We start from the raw sequence: 18,313 nt of genomic DNA on the forward strand, positions 1-18,313 counted from the left end.
GTCAATTCGCACGATGTTTCAGACGTGTGGCCGGTGTCACCGGGCACTGTCCGGCTTCCGCCGTTCTACTGTGCATGGGGTTGTTTTCGCGTTTTTGGATTGGTCGACCATTCTGCTGCTCTCAAAAGAGGCATGCGCCATCTCGATTTCGCGTTGCAGCGAGCTTGTCGTCGTCGCGGAGGGCAGTTGCAACGCATGCGACGCGCTTCTCTCCGGTCGTAGATGTGCTAACCTTTTTGGGTCTGCCTCTCTGACAGACTCCGAACTTCGCCTCTCGACTATCAGAACAAAATAACGTGCAGCCCTGACGGCTGCCTTTGGGGAGTGACGCGATGAAATCGATGATCCATCGATCCGTGTTGGCGCTTGCGGCCGTGGCCCTTCTTGCCGGGACCAGCGTTGTCAACGCACAGCAGGACAAAGACCGGGCGCTGAAGAAGTACGAATCCGGCACCAAGGAATTCTGGACCCATCCGCCGGATGACTGGTTCCTCGGCGACGAGAACGAGGCGCAGAAGGGTCTCGCGCCGCCCTCGGGTCCGCCGACCGGCGCCTCCGATGCCGAGCTCGCCAACATCATCAAGAAGGTGAAGCTGCCGGCGGGCTTCAAGATGGAGGTCTACGCCTCCGGCGTGCTGGCCGCGCGGCAGATGGCCTGGGGTGACAAGGGCACGCTGTTCGTCGGCTCGTTCGGCCTCGGCAACGTCTATGCCATCAAGGACAACAACGGAAAGAAAGAGGTCAAGACCATCCTCAAGGGGCTGAACATGCCCACCGGTCTGGCCGTCAAGGACGGTGCGCTCTATGTCATCGCGGTCGACAAGCTGATCCGCTACGACGACGTCGAAAACAAGCTCGACAACCCCGGCGAAGGCAAGGTCGTCTATGACGACATGCCGTCCTATGCCGCGCATGGCTGGAAGTACCTCGCGGCCGACAAGGACGGCTGGTTCTACATTCCGTTCGGACCGCCCTTCAACGTCGGCGTTCCCCCGACCAGTCTCTCGCAGATCCGGCGCGTCGATCCCAAGACCGGCAATGCCGAAGTCTATGCGCTCGGCGTTCGCAACTCGGTCGGCGGCGACGTCGATCCGCGCACCGGAAAATACTGGTTCACCGAGAACGCCCGCGACTGGGTCAGTGACGACCTCCCCTCCGACAAGCTGAACATGATCTCGAAGATGGGCGAGCATTTCGGCTATCCCTACTGCCACCAGGGCGACCTTCCCGATCCGAAGTTCGCCATGGGCCACAAATGCTCCGAGTTCACGCCGCCCGTGCTGAATCTCGGCGCCCACGTCGCTCCGCTCGGCATGAAGTTCTATACCGGCGACCAGTTCCCCGCCGAGTACAAGAACAACATCCTGATCGCCGAGCACGGCTCCTGGAATCGCCACAAGTACCAGGGCGGCCGCATCGTGCGCGTGATCGTCGGGCCCGACGGCAAGAACGCCAAGCAGGAGGTGTTTGCCTCCGGCTGGATCGAGGGTGACCAGGGCTATCTCGGCCGCCCCGATGACATCATCCTCGCCAAGGACGGTTCGATCCTCGTTGCCGACGACTGGGCCGGCGCGATCTATCGCATCAGCTACAGCAAGAAGTAGCGCGACATGACCAGGAGGCTGCGGTGGCCGAGAGGCGCCGCAGCCTCTTTCATTTCAAAGTCTCACGCTGTCGTTCCTAGATCGGAATTCCTTCCATGCGCCGGCAGTTCATCTCGCACACAATCAGCGCGGCTGCGCTCCTCACGCTTGGCGCCCTTTCCGCAAGCGCCGCGGACAATACTGCCGTCCAAGAGAAGGCTGCCGTTTGCTCCGGCTGTCACGGCGAGAACGGTATCTCGCAGACCGAGAACATTCCCTCGCTGGCCGGTCAGCCCGACCAATTCCTGCAATGGCAGCTCGTGTTCTTCCGCGCCGGCTCGCGCAAGAACGAGCAGATGCAGCCGATTGCCGCCGAGATCACCAACGAAGACGTTCGCAGTCTCGGCGCCTATTTCGCGGCCATGACGCCGCCGAAGGCAGCAGACGACAAGGATCCGGACCTGTCGAAAAAAGGCGCGCAAGTGGCCGCCGGCCGCCGCTGCGCCTCATGCCACACGGATAGCTTTGCCGGCACCAAGGCCGTCGCACGGCTCGCGGGTCAGCGCGAGGAATATCTGGTCAAGGCGCTGCACGACTACAAGACCAGCCAGCGCGTCGGCGGCGGCGTCGCCGCGATGGCCGATGTCGCCTATCACATGAGCGATGAGGAAATCACCGCCGTCTCGCACTATCTCGCGTACTTCAAATAGCGCTCCGCTTCGCTGCGCTTGTCCGGGACGACAGCAGTTACCCCGCCCGCTGCTTCTCATACGCCTTGAGATGCGTATACGCGATGCGCAGCTTCGGTACCGGGACCTTGGCGGCGTCGGCGCGGGCGATGAGGTCGCCGATCACATGATCGGCCTCGACCGGAAGACCCGCCTTGATGTCGCGGAACATCGAGGCCGTCATCGGCGAACCCTCGGTGGTGAGATTGCCCTTGACGCGCTCGAAGAACGGACCGCCCGGCGTGTAGCCCGACGCGGTGGCGACCGAGCTGGTTTCATCGAGCATGCCGAGCAAAAAGTCGCGGCCGCCGGGCGCGGCGAGGATGTTGCCGACGGAGGTGCGCATCAGGCTGGTGCTTGCGGCGAGCGAGGACAGGAATACCCACTTCTCCCACATGTCCTGCATGATGTTCTGGCTGGCGGTGGCCCCAACGATGCCGCTCTTGAAGGCTTCGTCGATCGCCTTGACGCGATCCGACGATTTGCCGTCGCGCTCACCGTAGTTGATCGACTGCATCGGCTGCAGCTGCACCACCTCGCGCTTCTCGTTCAAGGTCGCGGCGATGGCGCAGAGACCGCCGAGCACGCGCTCCTCGCCGAACTTGGCATCGAGTGTGTCGAGATGCTTCATGCCGTTGAGCATCGGGATGATCGCGGTGTTCGGGCCGACTGCGGCGGCGAATGACTTGATGGCATCGTCGAGGTCGAACGCCTTGCAGCTGAGCAACACGACGTCGAATTTCTCCTTGAGCGCTTCGGCCTGCACGGTCGGCGGGTTCTTCAGTGTCACGTCGCCATTCGGGCTCTTGATTACGAGACCGGCACTCGCAAGCTCGTTGGCGCGGCGCGGCCGGACCAGGAATGTGACGTCGCGGCCGGCCTGCAACAGCCTGCCACCAAAATAGCCGCCGATGGCGCCGGCGCCGACCACGAGGATACGCATTGTAAAGCTCCGTTGAACGAGGCGAATGGCGAGTAGGGAATAGCGAATAGGGCGAGAGGCCGCAAATGACGAGTCACAATTTCACGACTCGCTATTCGCCACTCGCTATTCGCCACCTTCCAGCACCATCTCCTCGACCTCCCGCAGCTGCTCCTTGCCGAAAAACATCTCGTTGCCGACGAAGAAGGTCGGCGAGCCGAACGCGCCGCGCCCGACCGCCTCCTCGGTGTTCTTGATCAGCTTGCCTTTCACCTCGGGCTCCTGGGCGCGGGCGAACAGCTTTTGTGCATCGAGGCCCGAAGACGCCAGCGCCTTGGCTGCGACCTCGAGGTCGTCCATCTTCTTCGGCTCGCGCCACATGTAGTGGAAGGCGGCGTCGACATATGTCTCGAACACGCCCTCGAGCTGCGCCGCGATCGCGGTGCGCATCAGGTTCAGCGTGTTGACGGGGAAGTTGGGATTGAAGACGTAAGGCTGGACCTTGAAGCGCTTGACGAAGCGCTCGGTCTCGACAGCCTGGAATTCGCGCTTGTTCTTGACGCCGGCGAGCGTCTCGGCCGGCGATTTGTTGTTGGTCGACTTGAAGATGCCGCCGAGCAGGATCGGCACATATTCGAATTTGACGCCGATGCGCTGCTCGATCGCCGGGATCGCCAGATGGCTGAGATAGGCGTTCGGACTGCCGAAATCGAACAGGAATTGCGGGGCTGTGCGGGTCAAATTCGTTCTCCCTAAAGTCACTTTTCACCCATTGTGGCGCAGCGCGCGCCACAGGTCTACCGTTTAATGATGGTCATAATATCTCGCTGATCAGACCAGGCGCCGGATCGCCTTCTTGCGCCACACCAGCAGGTAATAGCCCATCTGCAAACCGAACATGGCGCAGAACACGATCGGATAGGCCGCCCACACGCCCTTTAGTCCCACGGTGCGGCTCAGGATCACCGCAGCCGGCAGCTCGATCGCGACAATGGCGAAGATCGACAGCAGCATCGGCGTCAGCGCAACGCCGGCGGCACGCATCGCGCCGGAAAACGTGGTCGCAAGGCCGAACGGCACCGAGCTCCACAAGGCGATGAACAGTAGTCCCTTCGCCAAGTCGAGCACGGTGCCGTCGGTGATGAAGATGCCGAGCACGGCGCGCGGCACGAGATAAATCAGCGCTACGAGCCCGCCAGTTAGGACGAGGTTCAGCGCAAGGCCGGTGCGGACGATGCCGTCGAGCCGCGCCCGGTCGCCGCCGCCGATGGCTTGCGCGCCGAGGATCGAGACCGCGATCGAAATCGACATCGCCGTGAACTGGGTGTAGCCCATCACCTGGTTGACCGCGCCATAAGCCGCCGTTGCGTCCGAGCCGAAGCCGTTGACGAGGCCGAGCAGAACCAGTTCGGCGATCGCCATTACGACCATGCCGACCGCACTGGGTAATCCAATGCCAAGGATTTGTCCGATCACAGCACGATTGAGCCGCACATGGCGCAGCAGTGCGACGTCCGGCGCGAGCGCATGCTTCTTTCGTAGCAGGTAGGCCGCCAGCGCGAGCAGCGTCACTGCATTGGAGATCGCAGCCGCCAAGGCCGGGCTGGTGATGCCGAGCGCCGGCAGCCCGAATGCGCCGCGGATCAGCATCGGCGTCAGGATCAGGCCGATCGCAGTCGACAATGCCAGCGCGAGCAGCGGTGTCACTACGTCGCCAACGCCGCGGATCATCGCCGTCATGAGCAGGAACACGAATCCGAGCGGCATCGTCAGCAGCATGATGCGGGCATAGGCGCTTGCCTGGTCGAGAATATCTGCGGGCGTCGCGAGCGCCATCATCAATTGCCGGCTGAACAGGCCGCCGACCGATCCGACAGACATCGAGAGTAGCAGGCCGACTGCGAGCGTCGTGCCGACCACGATTCTGATCCGCCCGTGCTGGCCCGCGCCGAAGGCCTGGCCGATCAGCACGGTGGCGCCGGTGCTCAGGCCCATGACGAAGGCGAACAGAAAGAAAAACACCGGGAAGAACGTCGAGACTGCGGCGAGTGCGTCGACGCCGATCATCTGGCCGAGATAGACATTGCTGACGGTGCCGAACAGCGATTGCAGCGCGTTGCTCAGCATCAATGGCGCGAGGAAGCGCAGGAAGCTTTTCCAGAGCGGTTTTGGAGCGGACATGGATGTGCCTTTCATCGGGGCGAGCAAAGCCGTTGCCGCGCGCAGCACGCGCGGCTTGGCCGTCGATGGGGTTGTTGGAGATCGCGCCTAGGCGCGGTTGCTATAGGCGAGCTTGACGACGTGGTCGCGGATGTCGGCCGGCCAGTCGGCGATCAGTCCAGTGAAGCGCCGCCTGTCATCCGCAAACAATGCACGCGAGGCTTCCTCGAACTGCGCCAGATTGCCGGCCATGGTCGACATGAAGTGATAAGCGGCATCGCGCGCCCCCCGCTCGCGGTCCCTGTCGCCGCTCGCGCGTCGCGCCTCGTCGACGAGCTTTCGCAAGGCGACCGAAGCGCCGCCGGGCTGCGCGCCGAGCCACTCCCAGTGCCGCGGCAGCAGCGTCACCTCGCGCGCGACCACGCCGAGTTTCGGCCGGCCGCGGCCGCGCGGTTCGGTTGGTGGAGCGGTCTCCTCAACTGGCGGCGGGATCAGCTTCGCCAGACGCGCCAGGACCTCGCGGTCCCCGCCGCGCAGATCGAAGTCGATCGATCTGCCGGTGGCGTCCTCGAAGATGATGATGGGCTCGTCCGGCCGTGGCGCCACGCGCTTGACGACCAGCGCGACCTCTCCTGCCGGCCCGGACACCAGGCGACGCTGACCCTGAAAGGCGGTGAAAGTTCTCTGCATTGAAATCATTGCCATATTGACGACGTTGGCCGCTTTAATATCCGGGTAAATTACGGAGGTCAATATACCCGGATGAAAACATCCATCCGGATGGCTCGACATTGCGGTCTCGGGCTGGCAGGTACGCGACCGACCGACCACGCCTAGTAACCTAAGGATCTCGCGATGCTGACCGTCCACCACCTCAACAATTCGCGCTCGCAGCGGGTGCTGTGGCTGCTCGAGGAGTTGGGCGTGCCCTACGAGATCGTGCGCTACCAGCGCCAGCCCGATATGCGCGCGCCGAAAGAGCTGCGCGCGATCCACCCGCTCGGCAAGTCGCCCGTCATCACCGACAACGGTAACACCATCGCCGAGTCCGGCGCGATCATCGAATATCTCATCGCGACCTACGGCAACGGCCGGCTGATCCCGCCGCCGAACACGCCGGAGCGGCTGCTTTTCACCTATTGGCTGCACTATGCGGAGGGATCGGCGATGTCGCCGCTGCTGCTGAAGCTGCTGTTCACGTTGATGCCGAAGCGCGCGCCGGCGCTGCTTCGCCCGCTGGTGCGCAAGGTCTCGAACCAGGCGCTGACCGCGCTGGTCAATCCGCAGCTCAAGCAGCACATGGATTATTGGGAAGGCGAGCTCGGCAAGAGCGAGTGGTTTGCCGGCAATGAATTCACTGCAGCCGACATCCAGATGAGCTTTCCGCTTGAAGCAGCGCAAGCGCGCGGCGGGCTCGAGCAAGGCCATCCCAAGGCCATGGCGTTTCTTGAACGCATCCACGCGCGGCCGGCCTATGCGCGTGCCCTCGAGAAGGGCGGGCCGTACCAGGTGGGACGGTAGTTGGTCTCACCGATCCAACACTAATCCGCGTGCAGCACGCGGCCACGCGTCTCCGGCAGCGCGAAGGCGGCGGCGAAGAACAGCACGTAAGCCACCACCGCGAAGATCGCGATCGCATCGGCAAGCGATGTCGACGCTGACAGAGCGCCGACGAGGAATGGAAACAGCGCGCCGATGCCGCGGCCGAAATTGTAGCAAAAGCCCTGGCCGGAGCCGCGCAGCCGCGTCGGATAGAGCTCGGTCAGAAACGCGCCAATGCCGGAGAAATAGCCCGAGGCGAAGAAGCCGAGCGGGAATCCGAGCACCCACAGGATCTCGTTGGTCAGCGGCAGTTGCGTGTAGAGCAGCACGATTGCCATCGCTCCGATCGAGAAGATCAGGAACAGATTGCGCCGTCCGATCCGGTCGGCGAGCCAGGCGCCGACGAGATAGCCGATGAAGGATCCGATGATCAGCGTTGACAGATAGCCGGTCGAGCCGACGATCGACAGATGACGCTCTTTCGTCAGGAATTGCGGCACCCAGAACGTGACGGCGTAGTAACCGCCCTGGCAGCCCGTCGCCATCAGTGACGCCAGAATGGTGGTCTTCAGGATCGGCCCGGAGAAGATCTCCCAGAGTGCCGGACGATGGCCGCTCGCGGCCTGCTTTGCGCGGGCCTCCGCCGCGATCTCCGGCTCGGCGACGGAGCGGCGGATATAGAATACCAGCAGCGCGGGCAGCGCGCCGATCACGAACATCCAGCGCCACGCCGTTTCCGCCGGCAGAGCCGAGAACAGGATCGCCTGCGACAGCACGGCAAGGCCCCAGCCGACCGCCCAGCCCGATTGCACCGAGCCGACCGCGCGTCCGCGATATTGCGGCCGGATCGCTTCACCCATCAGCACGGCGCCCGCGGCCCATTCGCCGCCGAAGCCGAGGCCAAGCACGGCGCGCGCGATCAAAAGCTGCTCGAAATTCTGCACGATCGCGCAGACCAGCGAGAAGAACGAGAACCAGATGATGGTGATCTGGAGCGTCCTGACCCGGCCGATATGGTCGGAGAGATAACCGCCAAGCCAACCGCCGATGGCGGAGGCCAGCAGCGTCACCGTGCCGGCAAGGCCTGCCGAAGCCGCATCGACCTTCCACAGTGCGATGATGGTGCCGATCACCAGCGGATAGATCATGAAGTCCATGCCGTCGAGCGCCCAGCCTGCCGCGCAGGCCCAGAACGTCCTTCGCTCCGGCGCATTCATGTCGCGGTAGAAGGCGAGAAGGCTGGTGTCCTCGATCTCGGCGCGTTCGATGCGCTCAGTCGGATCGGCTATGGTCATGTGCGTTTCCCCGGCAGTGTCTTTGGCCAGGCGGTGGTAGCACGCGCGGCGCCGGGCGCAAGCCGGCGCACGGTCGTACCATGCAGGGGCAGCGTTACTGTCCTGCTGCTTCCGCGCCGCGCGAGCGCGGATCCGGCGCGCCGAGGGGGCCGTTCGGCGTCACGAGAATCGAGTTGGCGGAGGTCTGTCCCATCGGCTCGACGATGAGATGGTCCATCGCCTTCAGCTCAAACAGCACATCGTCGGGAAAGCCGCGCTCGACGCGGACCTCGTCCGGCAGCCATTGATGATGCAGCCGCGGCGCGGCCACTGCGGCCGCGACGTCCATCTTGTAGTCGAGCACGTTCACGATCACCTGGAGCACAGTCGAGATGATGCGGCTGCCGCCGGGCGAGCCCGTCACCAGCATCGGTTTGCCGCCCCTGAGCACGATGGTCGGCGACATCGAGGACAGCGGCCGCTTGCCGGGCCCGGGCAGATTGGCCTCGTAGCCGACGAGGCCATAGGCGTTGGAGGCGCCAACGGCGGCAGTGAAATCGTCGAGCTCGTTGTTGAGCAGCACGCCGGTGCCGTCGGCGACGAGGCCGACGCCGTAGCTGAAGTTCAGCGTATAGGTGTTGCTGACAGCGTTGCCGCTGGCATCGACGACGGAGAAGTGCGTGGTGTTGCTGCCTTCGCGCGGCGCGGGCGGGGCGGAAACGATCTCTTTCGACGGCGTCGCGCGATCGATCGAGATGTTCGCACGCAGCTTGGCCGCATAGCTCTTCGCCGTGAGCGTTTCGATCGGTGCATTGACGAAGGCGGGATCGCCGAGATAGCGCGCGCGGTCAGCATAGGCGCGCTTCATGGCTTCGATCAGCAGATGCAGCGATGCCGGTGAGCCCCGCTTCAAATCGGCGAGCTGAAAGCCTTCCAGGATGTTGAGCGATTCCACCAGCACGACGCCGCCGGACGATGGCAGCGGCATCGAGACGATGTCATAGCCGCGATAGTTGCCGCGCACCGGCGCGCGGATCACAGCCTGATAGGCCTTCAGATCAGCCGGGGTCATGACGCCGCCGGCGTCGGACACCGCCTTGGCGAGCTTCTCCGCCACCGGACCCTCGTAGAAGCCGCGCGGCCCTTGCGTAGCGACACTCGCCAGCGTGTCGGCGAGATCGCTCTGCACCAGCCTGTCGCCTTCGCCAAAGGGCGCGCCGTCCGGCTTTGCGAAAATCCTGGCCGAGGACGGCCAGCGTGCCAGCCGCGGGTACCAGCCCGGCAGGGTATCGGCGATGTCATCGGTGACGATAAATCCGTCGCGCGCAAGCATGATCGCGGGTTCGAGCAATTGCGCCAGCGTGAACTTGCCCGAGCCATATTTCTCGAGCGCGAGCGCCAGGCCCGCGACCGTGCCGGGCACACCGATGCCAAGTCCGGAATCGCGCGACTTGGCGGGATCAGGCTTGCCGTCGGGTCCAAGGAATATCTGCGCCGTGGTCGCTGCTGGCGCGGTCTCGCGATAGTCGATCGCGATGTCTTCATTGTGCTCGGCAGAATGGATCACCATGAAGCCGCCGCCGCCGATATTGCCGGCACGCGGATAAGTCACTGCCATCGCAAAGCCGGTCGCGACGGCTGCATCGACGGCATTGCCACCACGCCGCAGGATGTCGGCGCCGACCTGCGCAGATATCTTCTCCTGCGCCACCACCATGCCGTGCTCGGCGGGGATCGCGTGCACTGTGTCGAGCGCCGGGGAGACATAAGCCCGCCGCGCATCCTGCGCAGCCGCCGATGCAAGACCAAACGCCAGAGTGGCGATGAGTGCGAAAAAAGTCCGCCGTGTCGAAAATGATGCCATCATCAAATTTCCGCCGGGCCTTCAGGCCAATCCAAATGCGTCGCTATAATGCTATACGGTTGGGCTAAGAGAGACAAAACTGTTTGTGATGAGGACTGCTTCATGACGACGATCGCCCCGGCGGCGTGCATGGCCGCCGCTCCACGGACCTATCCGCCGCGCGCCGCCGTCGTCAGCTGGATCTTCTTCGATTGGGCCGCGCAGCCCTATTTCACGCTGATCACGACCTTCGTGTTCGCGCCTTATTTCGCTACCGGCATCGCGCCAGATCCCGCCACGGGCCAGTCGCTCTGGGGTTTTGCGATGGCAGCAGCTGGCATGGCGATTGCGCTATTGTCACCCGTGCTTGGTGCCATCGCGGATGCCTCGGGCCGCCGCAAGCCCTGGATCGCCGCGTTCGGCGCGGTGCTCGTGCTGGCCTCCTGCGCGTTGTGGACCGGCAAGCCCGGTGATCACGCCGTCATTCCACCGCTGCTCCTCGCGGTCGCGCTTGCCAGCGTCGGCGCGGAGTTCGCCACCGTCTTCAACAATGCGATGATGCCGACCCTGGTGCCGCCGGAGCGCATCGGCCGCCTCTCCGGCACCGGCTGGGCCACGGGTTATATCGGCGGCATCGTCAGCCTGATCATCGTGCTCGGCTTTCTCGCGGCCAATCCAGAGACCGGCCGCACGCTGCTCGGCTTCACGCCGCTGTTCGGGTTGGACCCCGCCACGCATGAGGGTGATCGTGCCGCTGGACCGTTGACCGGGCTGTGGTTCATCATCTTCGTGACGCCGATGTTCCTGTTCACGCCGGACTATCCGGCAAAGCTGCCGGTGCGCGAGGCGCTACGCGAGGGCCTCTCCGATCTGAAGCAATCGCTGACGAGTTTGCCGGAGCAGAAGTCGCTGGCGGCGTTTCTGCTCGCCAACATGATCTACACGGACGGCCTGGTATCGCTGTTCGCGTTCGGCGGCATCTATGCCGCTGGCACCTTCGGCTGGCACACGATCCAGATCGGCACGTTCGGCATCATCCTCGCCATCGCCGGCACCTTTGGTGCGTGGCTCGGCGGCAAGCTCGACGACTTCCTTGGTCCGAAACGCGTTATCGCCGGCAGCATGCTGATCCTGCTGCTCTCGGTGGCGGCGATCCTGCTTGTCGATAAGGACAGTGTGCTGTTCGTCAAGGTTGCGCCGCCGCAGTCGGGCGGCCCGCTGTTCGCTGCCGCCGCTGAGCGTGCCTATATCGTGCTGGGCTGCCTGATTGGCGCGGCTGGCGGCCCGCTTCAGGCGGCATCACGCACGCTGCTGATCCGCCTCGCGCCGAAGGACCGCATCGCGCAGTATTTTGGTCTGTTCGCGCTGACCGGGAAGGTCACGTCCTTCACCGGACCGCTGCTGATCGGCGTGATCACCGCGGCAACCGCGAGCCAGAAAGCCGGCATGGCAGTGCTGGTGGTGTTCTTCGTCGCGGGGCTCGCGCTCTTGATGCGGGTGCGAGAGTAGGTAGCCCGGACTTCGCTTCGCTCCATCCGGGCTACGCTGATCAATCAGTGCCTGAAATGCCGCGTGCCGGTGAACACCATGGCGATGCCGTGCTCGTTGGCGGCCTTGATCACCTCGTCGTCGCGCATGGAGCCGCCGGGCTGCACCACGGCGGTGGCGCCGGCTTCGATGCAGGCGAGCATGCCGTCGGCGAACGGGAAGAATGCGTCCGAGGCCACGACCGAGCCCTTGGTGAGCGGCTCGGCAAGCTTCAGCTCATTGGCAGCATCCTGCGCCTTGCGCGCCGCGATCCGGGCTGAATCCACGCGGCTCATCTGGCCTGCACCGATGCCGACGGTGGCGAGATCCTTGGCGTAGATGATGGTGTTCGACTTGACGTGCTTTGCGACCCGGAATGCGAACTTGAGGTCGCGCATCTCGGCATCGTCAGGCGCACGCTTGGTCACGACCTTGAACGTCATGTCGTCGACGACCGCGTTGTCGCGGCTCTGCACGAGCAGACCGCCCGCCACTGTTTTTGCGGTCAGGCCCGGTGCACGCGGATCGGGCAAGCTGCCGGCGAGCAACAGCCGAAGGTTCTTGCGCGCGCCGATGATGGCGATCGCTTCCTCGCTCGCATCGGGCGCGATAATCACCTCGGTGAAGATCTTCGTGATCTCCCGCGCGGTGTCGGCGTCGAGCACCCGGTTCATCGCGATGATACCGCCATAGGCCGAGGTCGAATCGCAAGCCAGCGCTTTGCGATAGGCATCAACGAGGTTCGCGCCCTCCGCGACGCCGCAGGGGTTGGCGTGCTTGACGATGACGCAGGCAGCGGTGCGCTTCGCGTCGAACTCGCCGATGCACTCATAGGCCGCATCGGTGTCGTTGATGTTGTTGTAGGACAGCTCCTTGCCCTGCAGCTGCCGTGCGGTCGAAACGCCCGGGCGCTTGTCGGGGGTTGCGTAGAACGCCGCGGTTTGGTGCGGGTTCTCGCCGTAGCGCAGCGACTGGATCAGCTTGCCGCCGAAGGCGCGGAAATCGGGCGCGTCGATTTCGAGCTGACGGTTGAACCAGTTCGAGATCGCGGCGTCATAGGCTGCGGTGCGCGCATAGGCCTTCGCGGCAAGCCGCCGCCGCAGTGTGAGCGTCGTCGCGCCCTTGTTGGCGGCGAGCTCGTCGAGCACGGCCTTGTAGTCGTCGGCTTCGACCACGACGGCGACGTCGTCATGGTTTTTGGCGGCGGCGCGGATCATCGCGGGGCCACCGATGTCGATGTTCTCGATGCAGTCCTCGAAGCCCGCGCCTTTGTCGACGGTGGCCTCGAACGGATAGAGGTTGACGACGAGGAGGTCGATCGGTGCAATACCGTGCGCCTTCATCGCCTCGGCGTGCTCCTTGTTGTCGCGGATCGCCAGCAAGCCGCCATGCACTTTCGGATGCAGCGTCTTGACACGCCCGTCCATCATCTCGGGGAAGCCGGTGAGGTCGGAGACGTCCTTCACCTTGAGGCCGGCTGCGGCGATCGCTTTCGCGGTGCCGCCGGTCGAGACCAGCTCGACATCATGCGCGGCAAGCGCCTTGGCGAATTCGATCAGGCCGGTTTTGTCGGAGACGGAAAGCAGGGCGCGGGTGACGCGGCGGGGATGGTCAGTCATGAGCAAGATCCTCTGTCTTAAGGAGTGTCTATGCCCAGGCGCGCGGCGGATATGTGTCGCGCTTCCCGATGGTGCTCCATCCAAGGTCGCCAGTCGCGCGAACGAGCGCTCGATAGCAGCTTTTGGCCGTTTTCACAACGACGAGATGGGGCGGATCGTGCCTGTTACAGCGGAAGTTCCGGCTCGCGCCGGGCGTTGCGGCGGGCATTGGTGATCGCGGGAGAGGCCGTGGAACGCACAAAGCTCCAGCGGATAGAGGGCGCCTGGCGGGCATCCTGGCGGATCACGATCTGCGCGGTGCGGCGGGGGCCGTCATTGCCGGCCAGGAACACGCTGTCCTCGAGGTCGACCTTGTCGTCGAGCGCTTCGAAGGTCCAGACGTCGCGGTTCGGCAGCACCAGCATGACGCCGCGGGCATCCGACAGCCGGCTCGCCTTCACCGCGGGATGCAGATGAAAGCGCAGCGCGAAATCGGCGTCGGCGCCCTTGATGCGCGCTCCTTGCGGCGGGGAGAGTGTATCCTCGCCGTCGATGCGCCCGCCGTCATTGGCGATCATCAGCACGCGGCGATGGATCACGCCGAACTTGGCGAGATAGCCGTCATGCGAGGTCGTGAGCAGCGTGCCGTCCTGCAAGATCTCGCGATAGCTCTCGACCTCATGGGGGCCGCTGACGATCGGCGAGCCGCGCAGCAGTCGCTTCATCGCCGACATCTCGACGAACTGGCAGGACGACGTGTCGCGATAGGTGAGGGTCGAATGCGCCGCGGTGCCGCGCGCGAACGGCCGCCAATTGTCGCGGCCCGTGGTCGGCATGCCGCAATTGGTGACGATGCGGCTGATGCCGGAGGACAGCTCGAACGACAGGCAGCCGGCATGTGCGTCGTGGCTGACGCCAGGCGGCGGCGGCGGGCCGGTGTCGATGATCAGCGTGGTCGGGCCGGCATCGAGGCGCTGGAAGCCGGTGTGCGGCATGTTCGCCATCGGGGTGCCATGGGTGTCATCATAGGCGAGCAGCGTGGCAAGCAGGTCCGAAGACGTCGCGCTCATGGCGTTGAACAACGCGAAATTGCCGTCGCCGTGCCGGAAGAAGCGCAGCATCGGCATCATGCGGTCGATCGCATTGAGCAGCGCCGGCGGCGGCGCGATGTTGCGGGCGGCAAAAGTCTGCCGCAACGGCAACAGGTCAATCAGCAACTCGATCAGCGCGCCCGGGTTGCGCGAGATGTGGCCGCCGTCGGGGAGAATCTGCCGCTGCAATTCGTCGGAGAGCTTTTTCGACGCGCTGCGGATGTTACGGGCCTGGTTGGCGAGGCAGAGCGTCGTGTAGCACAGCGCGATCTGCACCTGGAGCTTCGGCACGCCGTCAGGAATGTTGACCATGGTGTAGCGCAGGAAGCGGATCTCGCGTGCGAGCGCGCGTAGATAGCGGCGGTAGAATTTGTTGTCGGTGTCGTTGAGCACCAGCGGTGCCTGCGACAATAGCGAGATCACGCGCCGCGCCAGCACGTCGGCGCGGCGGGCGACGGGCCGGCGCCTGTTGGCGGGGTTGCTGATCCAGTCCTCGACCAGCGCGCGTGCATTCGCCCGGGTCAGCGCGGTGTCGGCGGCGCGTAAGTGCCGCAGCCAGCCGAAGCCGAGCAGCGCGACCTCCCAATCCTCCGAGGGCGGATCGAGATCGAAGATCGAGCGGCCGTGGCAGTTGACGATCTTGCCGGCGAAGACGAAGCGCCCGGCATAGATCTCGGCGGCGCGTGTCGCATCCGCGGTGCGCAGATCATGCGGCGCAATGATCAGCCGATCGGTACGGGCCGGCCACACCCGCGACAGCGCAACGGAGCCGCCGCTCGCGCGCGCGAGCATGTTCCGCGCGAAGCGGTTCATCACCAGCGTCGAGATACGTCTGCGTTGAGCGACCGACACGCCTTGCCTTGAAGGGGGAGAGGATTCCGACGAATCCTTATTAACCCCAAAATCGGCCGGCTGACACCACCTTGAATGGCCCCGAATCAGTCCAGCGGTAGCAAAATCCGGTGCAAAATCAGGATTTAACGAGCCGGGCCGCAAAAAATCCGTCGAGGCCGCCGAGCTTCGGGTCGGCGTGCGGCAGGTGGCTCGGCAGGGTCCGGAGATCGCCCTCGGCGGTGATGATCTCGTCGAGCCCGAAGACCTCGCTGGCATCGATCGGCACGCGGCGAAGCGCAGGCTCTGCGGCCAGCAGCGTGGCGACGGCCTGCTCGCCTTCCTCTGGTTCCAGCGAGCAGGTGCAGTAGACCAGCATCCCGCCGGGCTTGAGCAGCGAGACGGATTTGCGCAGCAACCGCTGCTGGAGAACGGTCATCGCGGCGACGTCGGAATCCTGGCGCAGCCACGCAACATCCGGGTGCCGACGGATCGTCCCGGTCGAGGTGCAGGGCGCATCGATCAGGATTCCATCGAGGCCATCCGCCGGGCCCACCCATTCCACGGCGTCAGCGACGACAGTCTCGGCCTGGAGCGACAGCCGGTTGAGGTTCTCACGCAAGCGCGCCACCCGGGCCGGCGAGCGGTCGATCGCCGTGACATGCGCGCCGGCCTGCGCCAGCTGCGCGGTCTTGCCGCCGGGTGCAGCACAGAAATCGGCAATGGATTTGCCTTTGATATCACCGAACAGCCGGACCGGCAGCGCGGCGGCGGCGTCCTGGACCCACCATTGTCCTTCGGTGAAGCCGGGCAGCATCGTCACGGCGCCGTGCAGCACGGTGCGCACCGATCCGGTCGGCAGCACCTCGCCATGCAGCCGGCTCGCCCATTGTGCGGCGTCGGACTTCACGGTGAGATCGAGCGAAGGTTCGTGGCCGAGCGCGAGCGCCATGTCCCGTGCAGTCGCCTCGCCGTAATGCGCGCTCCAGCGCGCCAGCAGCCAGGGCGGCAGGTCCAGCGATTGCGTGGCGACCTCCTCGACCAGCGCCTGGCCTTCGCGCGCGCAGCGGCGCAGCACGGCGTTGACGAGGCCGGCATAGCGCGCAGCGCGCCGGTCGGATTGCACCAGGCGAACCGAGAGATCGACCGCGGCGTGATCGGGCACATCCATCCAGAGGATCTGGGCGGCGCCGATCAGGAGCGCGCTCTGCGCGCGCGGTGCGTCGGAGGGAATGCCTTTGTCGAGCAGGCGCGACAGCACATGGCCGAGCGTGCCGAGGCGGCGGAGGATGGTTGCGACCAGCCGCCGCATCAGCGCGCGGTCTCGGTCGGCGAGTGTCTTCAGCCCGGGATGGGCGCCGGAGCCGTCGAGCTGGTCATCGAGCGTGCGGTGTTTGTGCAAGACGCCGTCGACGATGTCGGCAGCGATCCGCCGCGCCGCGAGACCGGGCACTTCGGACGGAGGGGCGAAACGTTGAGATGGCATGCGGACGTAAGGTTCTGAGCGAGCGGCAGTTCCGCCAGTATGGGCGCATGCCTTAAGAACACCAGCTGTGGCATGCGAATATGCCAAATGTAAGAATGGATCTCTGGCGATTTCAGCCCGTCGCGGCCATTTCAGCAATGCGTTATTGGACGTCGCGCCATCCTCGATCCTGCGCTAGGACACCCGGCAATGAGTGACCAGCCTCCCGTTCCCGATCGCAAGTCCCTGCCGCCGGCGGCCCAGCGCGCGCTGGCCGAAGCCGAGGCGCGCCGGCAGGCTGCCGCGGCGCACGCCGAGGCGGCGCCGAAGGAATTGCAGGGGCCGAAGGGACCCGAGCCGACACGCTACGGCGACTGGGAGCGCAAAGGTATCGCCTCGGACTTCTGACGCGTTGGCCTTCTCAGGCACCGGTTGTTTGAGGCTCTCTTGCCGGCCCGCCCGACTCAGCCATAGCGTGCGCGGATGTCGCGCTTCGACCCCAGCCATCCCTATCGGCCTTCGTACAACGGCTCACCGTTCGGCCGCCGCTTCTCCGGACTGGTGCCGTGGATGTTCGTGGTCGGAGTCGTCGTGGCGGTCGTGCTCACCTTCCGGCACGGGACGAACTGGCCGGTTCCCTATCCGGCCGACGAGCGCACGCAGGACGCCGAGATCGTCCTGCAGCAGGCCGGCAATCCCGACAGCCGCCTGCCGATCGACGTCATCCGCACCATCGACGGCGACACCTTTCTTGCGCGCGTGCATCAACGCGACGGCCGCGAGCTCGTCGCGCGGGTTCGCCTGCGCGGCATCGATGCACCCGAGATGAAGGCATCCTGTCAGGATGAGCTGGACAAGGCGGAGGCTGCCACCGCGGCGCTGCGCAATCTGCTCGGCCAGGGCGGCGTCACGATCTACAATCTCGGCTCGGAGAAATACGGGCGCGTTCTGGCCGATGTCGCAACAAAACGGACCGCCAGCGTTTCGGCGGCGATGCTCGCGGGCGGCTACGCGCGCAGCTACAATGGCGGCCACCGCGACGGCTGGTGCGCGCGCGGCTGGCGCTTCTGGCAATAAAAGAGCCCCGTCGAAACGCGGCTCTTTCAATCTCTGTTTTGGTTGCGACGGTCAGCGCGCCACGACCACCGTCGTGCCGACGGAGACGCGGCCGTACAGATCGGAGATGTCGTCGTTGAGCATGCGGATGCAGCCATAGGAGACGAAGCCGCCGACCGAGCCCGGCACGTTGGTGCCGTGGATGGCATATTCACCGCCAGCCAGTGTCATCGCCGCAACGCCCATCGGGTTGCGCGGCGAACCGCCCGGGATGACGTCGGGAAGCTGCGGCTTGTCGCGCTTCACCTCGGCGGGCGGCGACCAGGCCGGATTGCGGTACTTGCCGTCGATGCGGGTGGTGCCGGCCCACTGCTTGCCGGATTTGCCGACGCCGACCGGATAGCGCACGGCGTGGCCGTCATCGAGAATGAGATAGAGCCGGCGCTCGCTGGTTTTGACCACGATCGTGCCGGGCGAATAGTTGGCGACGTGCGTCCCCACCATCTCCGGCCGCGCCTCGGCTGCCGTCGACATCAAGACCCCAGCCGCGACGGTGGCGGCCAGCGTCAGTGCAATCTTCATCGACATCAATTTTCCCCTTGCCCCGAACGGATCATCCAAATTCACGCAAAACCGGCAATTGCCCGTTCGCCCAGACATTCTTAACCGCGCCTGTTAACCGGATGGTTTCCA

At 64.9% G+C, this 18,313-nt stretch carries 16 protein-coding genes and 1 riboswitch; of the genes, 6 read left to right on the forward strand and 10 right to left on the reverse strand.

Going from position 1 to position 18,313, the window contains the following annotated elements:
• Window positions 1–332: 332 nt before the first annotated feature.
• A complete protein-coding gene (locus ABID59_RS31350) occupies window positions 333–1,604 on the forward strand; it encodes a PQQ-dependent sugar dehydrogenase (protein ID WP_354085936.1) in 1,272 nt (423 codons plus the stop codon).
• 95 nt (window positions 1,605–1,699) lie between these two features.
• Entirely contained in the window at window positions 1,700–2,293 is a 594-nt protein-coding gene (locus ABID59_RS31355; protein WP_148752789.1) for a c-type cytochrome, read from the forward strand.
• A gap of 37 nt (window positions 2,294–2,330) precedes the next feature.
• Here the strand turns inward: ABID59_RS31355 and panE are convergent, their stop codons facing one another.
• From panE to ABID59_RS31375, 4 genes are all read right to left on the reverse strand, one after another.
• The gene (panE, locus tag ABID59_RS31360) at window positions 2,331–3,254 is read right to left on the reverse strand and encodes a 2-dehydropantoate 2-reductase (RefSeq protein WP_354085937.1); all 924 of its coding nucleotides are present in this window, start codon (window positions 3,252–3,254) and stop codon (window positions 2,331–2,333) included.
• A gap of 105 nt (window positions 3,255–3,359) precedes the next feature.
• On the reverse strand, window positions 3,360–3,974 hold the full coding sequence (locus tag ABID59_RS31365) for a 2-hydroxychromene-2-carboxylate isomerase (RefSeq protein ID WP_354085938.1): 615 nt from the start codon (window positions 3,972–3,974) through the stop codon (window positions 3,360–3,362).
• 90 nt (window positions 3,975–4,064) lie between these two features.
• On the reverse strand, window positions 4,065–5,414 hold the full coding sequence (locus tag ABID59_RS31370) for an MATE family efflux transporter (protein ID WP_354085939.1): 1,350 nt from the start codon (window positions 5,412–5,414) through the stop codon (window positions 4,065–4,067).
• Between the two features lie 87 nt (window positions 5,415–5,501).
• Window positions 5,502–6,098: a DUF2239 family protein gene (locus tag ABID59_RS31375; protein WP_354085940.1), complete on the reverse strand. Its 597-nt coding sequence runs from the start codon at window positions 6,096–6,098 to the stop codon at window positions 5,502–5,504.
• Between the two features lie 150 nt (window positions 6,099–6,248).
• On the opposite strand from ABID59_RS31375, the gene ABID59_RS31380 reads away from it, so the two are divergent.
• Complete coding sequence (locus ABID59_RS31380) at window positions 6,249–6,914, forward strand: glutathione S-transferase family protein (protein WP_354085941.1); 666 nt, start codon at window positions 6,249–6,251, stop codon at window positions 6,912–6,914.
• Between the two features lie 20 nt (window positions 6,915–6,934).
• Here ABID59_RS31380 and ABID59_RS31385 read toward each other — a convergent pair whose 3' ends face one another.
• Together ABID59_RS31385 and ggt are read right to left on the reverse strand one after the other, a co-directional pair.
• Window positions 6,935–8,230, reverse strand: a complete 1,296-nt coding sequence (locus tag ABID59_RS31385; RefSeq protein WP_354085942.1) for an MFS transporter — start codon at window positions 8,228–8,230, stop codon at window positions 6,935–6,937.
• Between the two features lie 94 nt (window positions 8,231–8,324).
• Window positions 8,325–10,076: a gamma-glutamyltransferase gene (gene ggt / locus ABID59_RS31390; protein WP_354085943.1), complete on the reverse strand. Its 1,752-nt coding sequence runs from the start codon at window positions 10,074–10,076 to the stop codon at window positions 8,325–8,327.
• A gap of 99 nt (window positions 10,077–10,175) precedes the next feature.
• On the opposite strand from ggt, the gene ABID59_RS31395 reads away from it, so the two are divergent.
• The gene (locus ABID59_RS31395; protein WP_354085944.1) at window positions 10,176–11,561 is read left to right on the forward strand and encodes an MFS transporter; all 1,386 of its coding nucleotides are present in this window, start codon (window positions 10,176–10,178) and stop codon (window positions 11,559–11,561) included.
• Window positions 11,562–11,605: 44 nt separating this feature from the next.
• Here the strand turns inward: ABID59_RS31395 and purH are convergent, their stop codons facing one another.
• From purH to ABID59_RS31410, 3 genes are all read right to left on the reverse strand, one after another.
• Window positions 11,606–13,198 carry a bifunctional phosphoribosylaminoimidazolecarboxamide formyltransferase/IMP cyclohydrolase gene (gene purH, locus ABID59_RS31400; protein ID WP_354085945.1) on the reverse strand — a complete coding sequence of 531 codons (1,593 nt, stop codon included), beginning with the start codon at window positions 13,196–13,198 and terminating at the stop codon, window positions 11,606–11,608.
• A 25-nt stretch (window positions 13,199–13,223) separates the two neighbouring features.
• Window positions 13,224–13,305: riboswitch (ZMP/ZTP riboswitch) on the reverse strand.
• A gap of 57 nt (window positions 13,306–13,362) precedes the next feature.
• Window positions 13,363–15,081, reverse strand: coding sequence for a heparinase II/III family protein (locus ABID59_RS31405; RefSeq protein WP_187435021.1), 1,719 nt, complete (start codon window positions 15,079–15,081; stop codon window positions 13,363–13,365).
• A 157-nt stretch (window positions 15,082–15,238) separates the two neighbouring features.
• Window positions 15,239–16,585, reverse strand: coding sequence for an RsmB/NOP family class I SAM-dependent RNA methyltransferase (locus ABID59_RS31410; RefSeq protein ID WP_354085946.1), 1,347 nt, complete (start codon window positions 16,583–16,585; stop codon window positions 15,239–15,241).
• Window positions 16,586–16,774: 189 nt separating this feature from the next.
• Between ABID59_RS31410 and ABID59_RS31415 the strand changes: the two genes are divergently transcribed.
• On the forward strand, window positions 16,775–16,972 hold the full coding sequence (locus ABID59_RS31415; protein WP_354031186.1) for a DUF1674 domain-containing protein: 198 nt from the start codon (window positions 16,775–16,777) through the stop codon (window positions 16,970–16,972).
• A 75-nt stretch (window positions 16,973–17,047) separates the two neighbouring features.
• Window positions 17,048–17,641, forward strand: coding sequence for a thermonuclease family protein (locus ABID59_RS31420; protein ID WP_148752802.1), 594 nt, complete (start codon window positions 17,048–17,050; stop codon window positions 17,639–17,641).
• A gap of 51 nt (window positions 17,642–17,692) precedes the next feature.
• On the opposite strand, the gene ABID59_RS31425 is transcribed toward ABID59_RS31420, so the two are convergent.
• Entirely contained in the window at window positions 17,693–18,208 is a 516-nt protein-coding gene (locus ABID59_RS31425) for a L,D-transpeptidase (protein ID WP_354085947.1), read from the reverse strand.
• Window positions 18,209–18,313: the final 105 nt, after the last annotated feature.

It is taken from the genome of Bradyrhizobium sp. S3.3.6 (assembly GCF_040546905.1).
GTDB classification, from domain to species: Bacteria; Pseudomonadota; Alphaproteobacteria; order Rhizobiales; family Xanthobacteraceae; genus Bradyrhizobium; species Bradyrhizobium cytisi.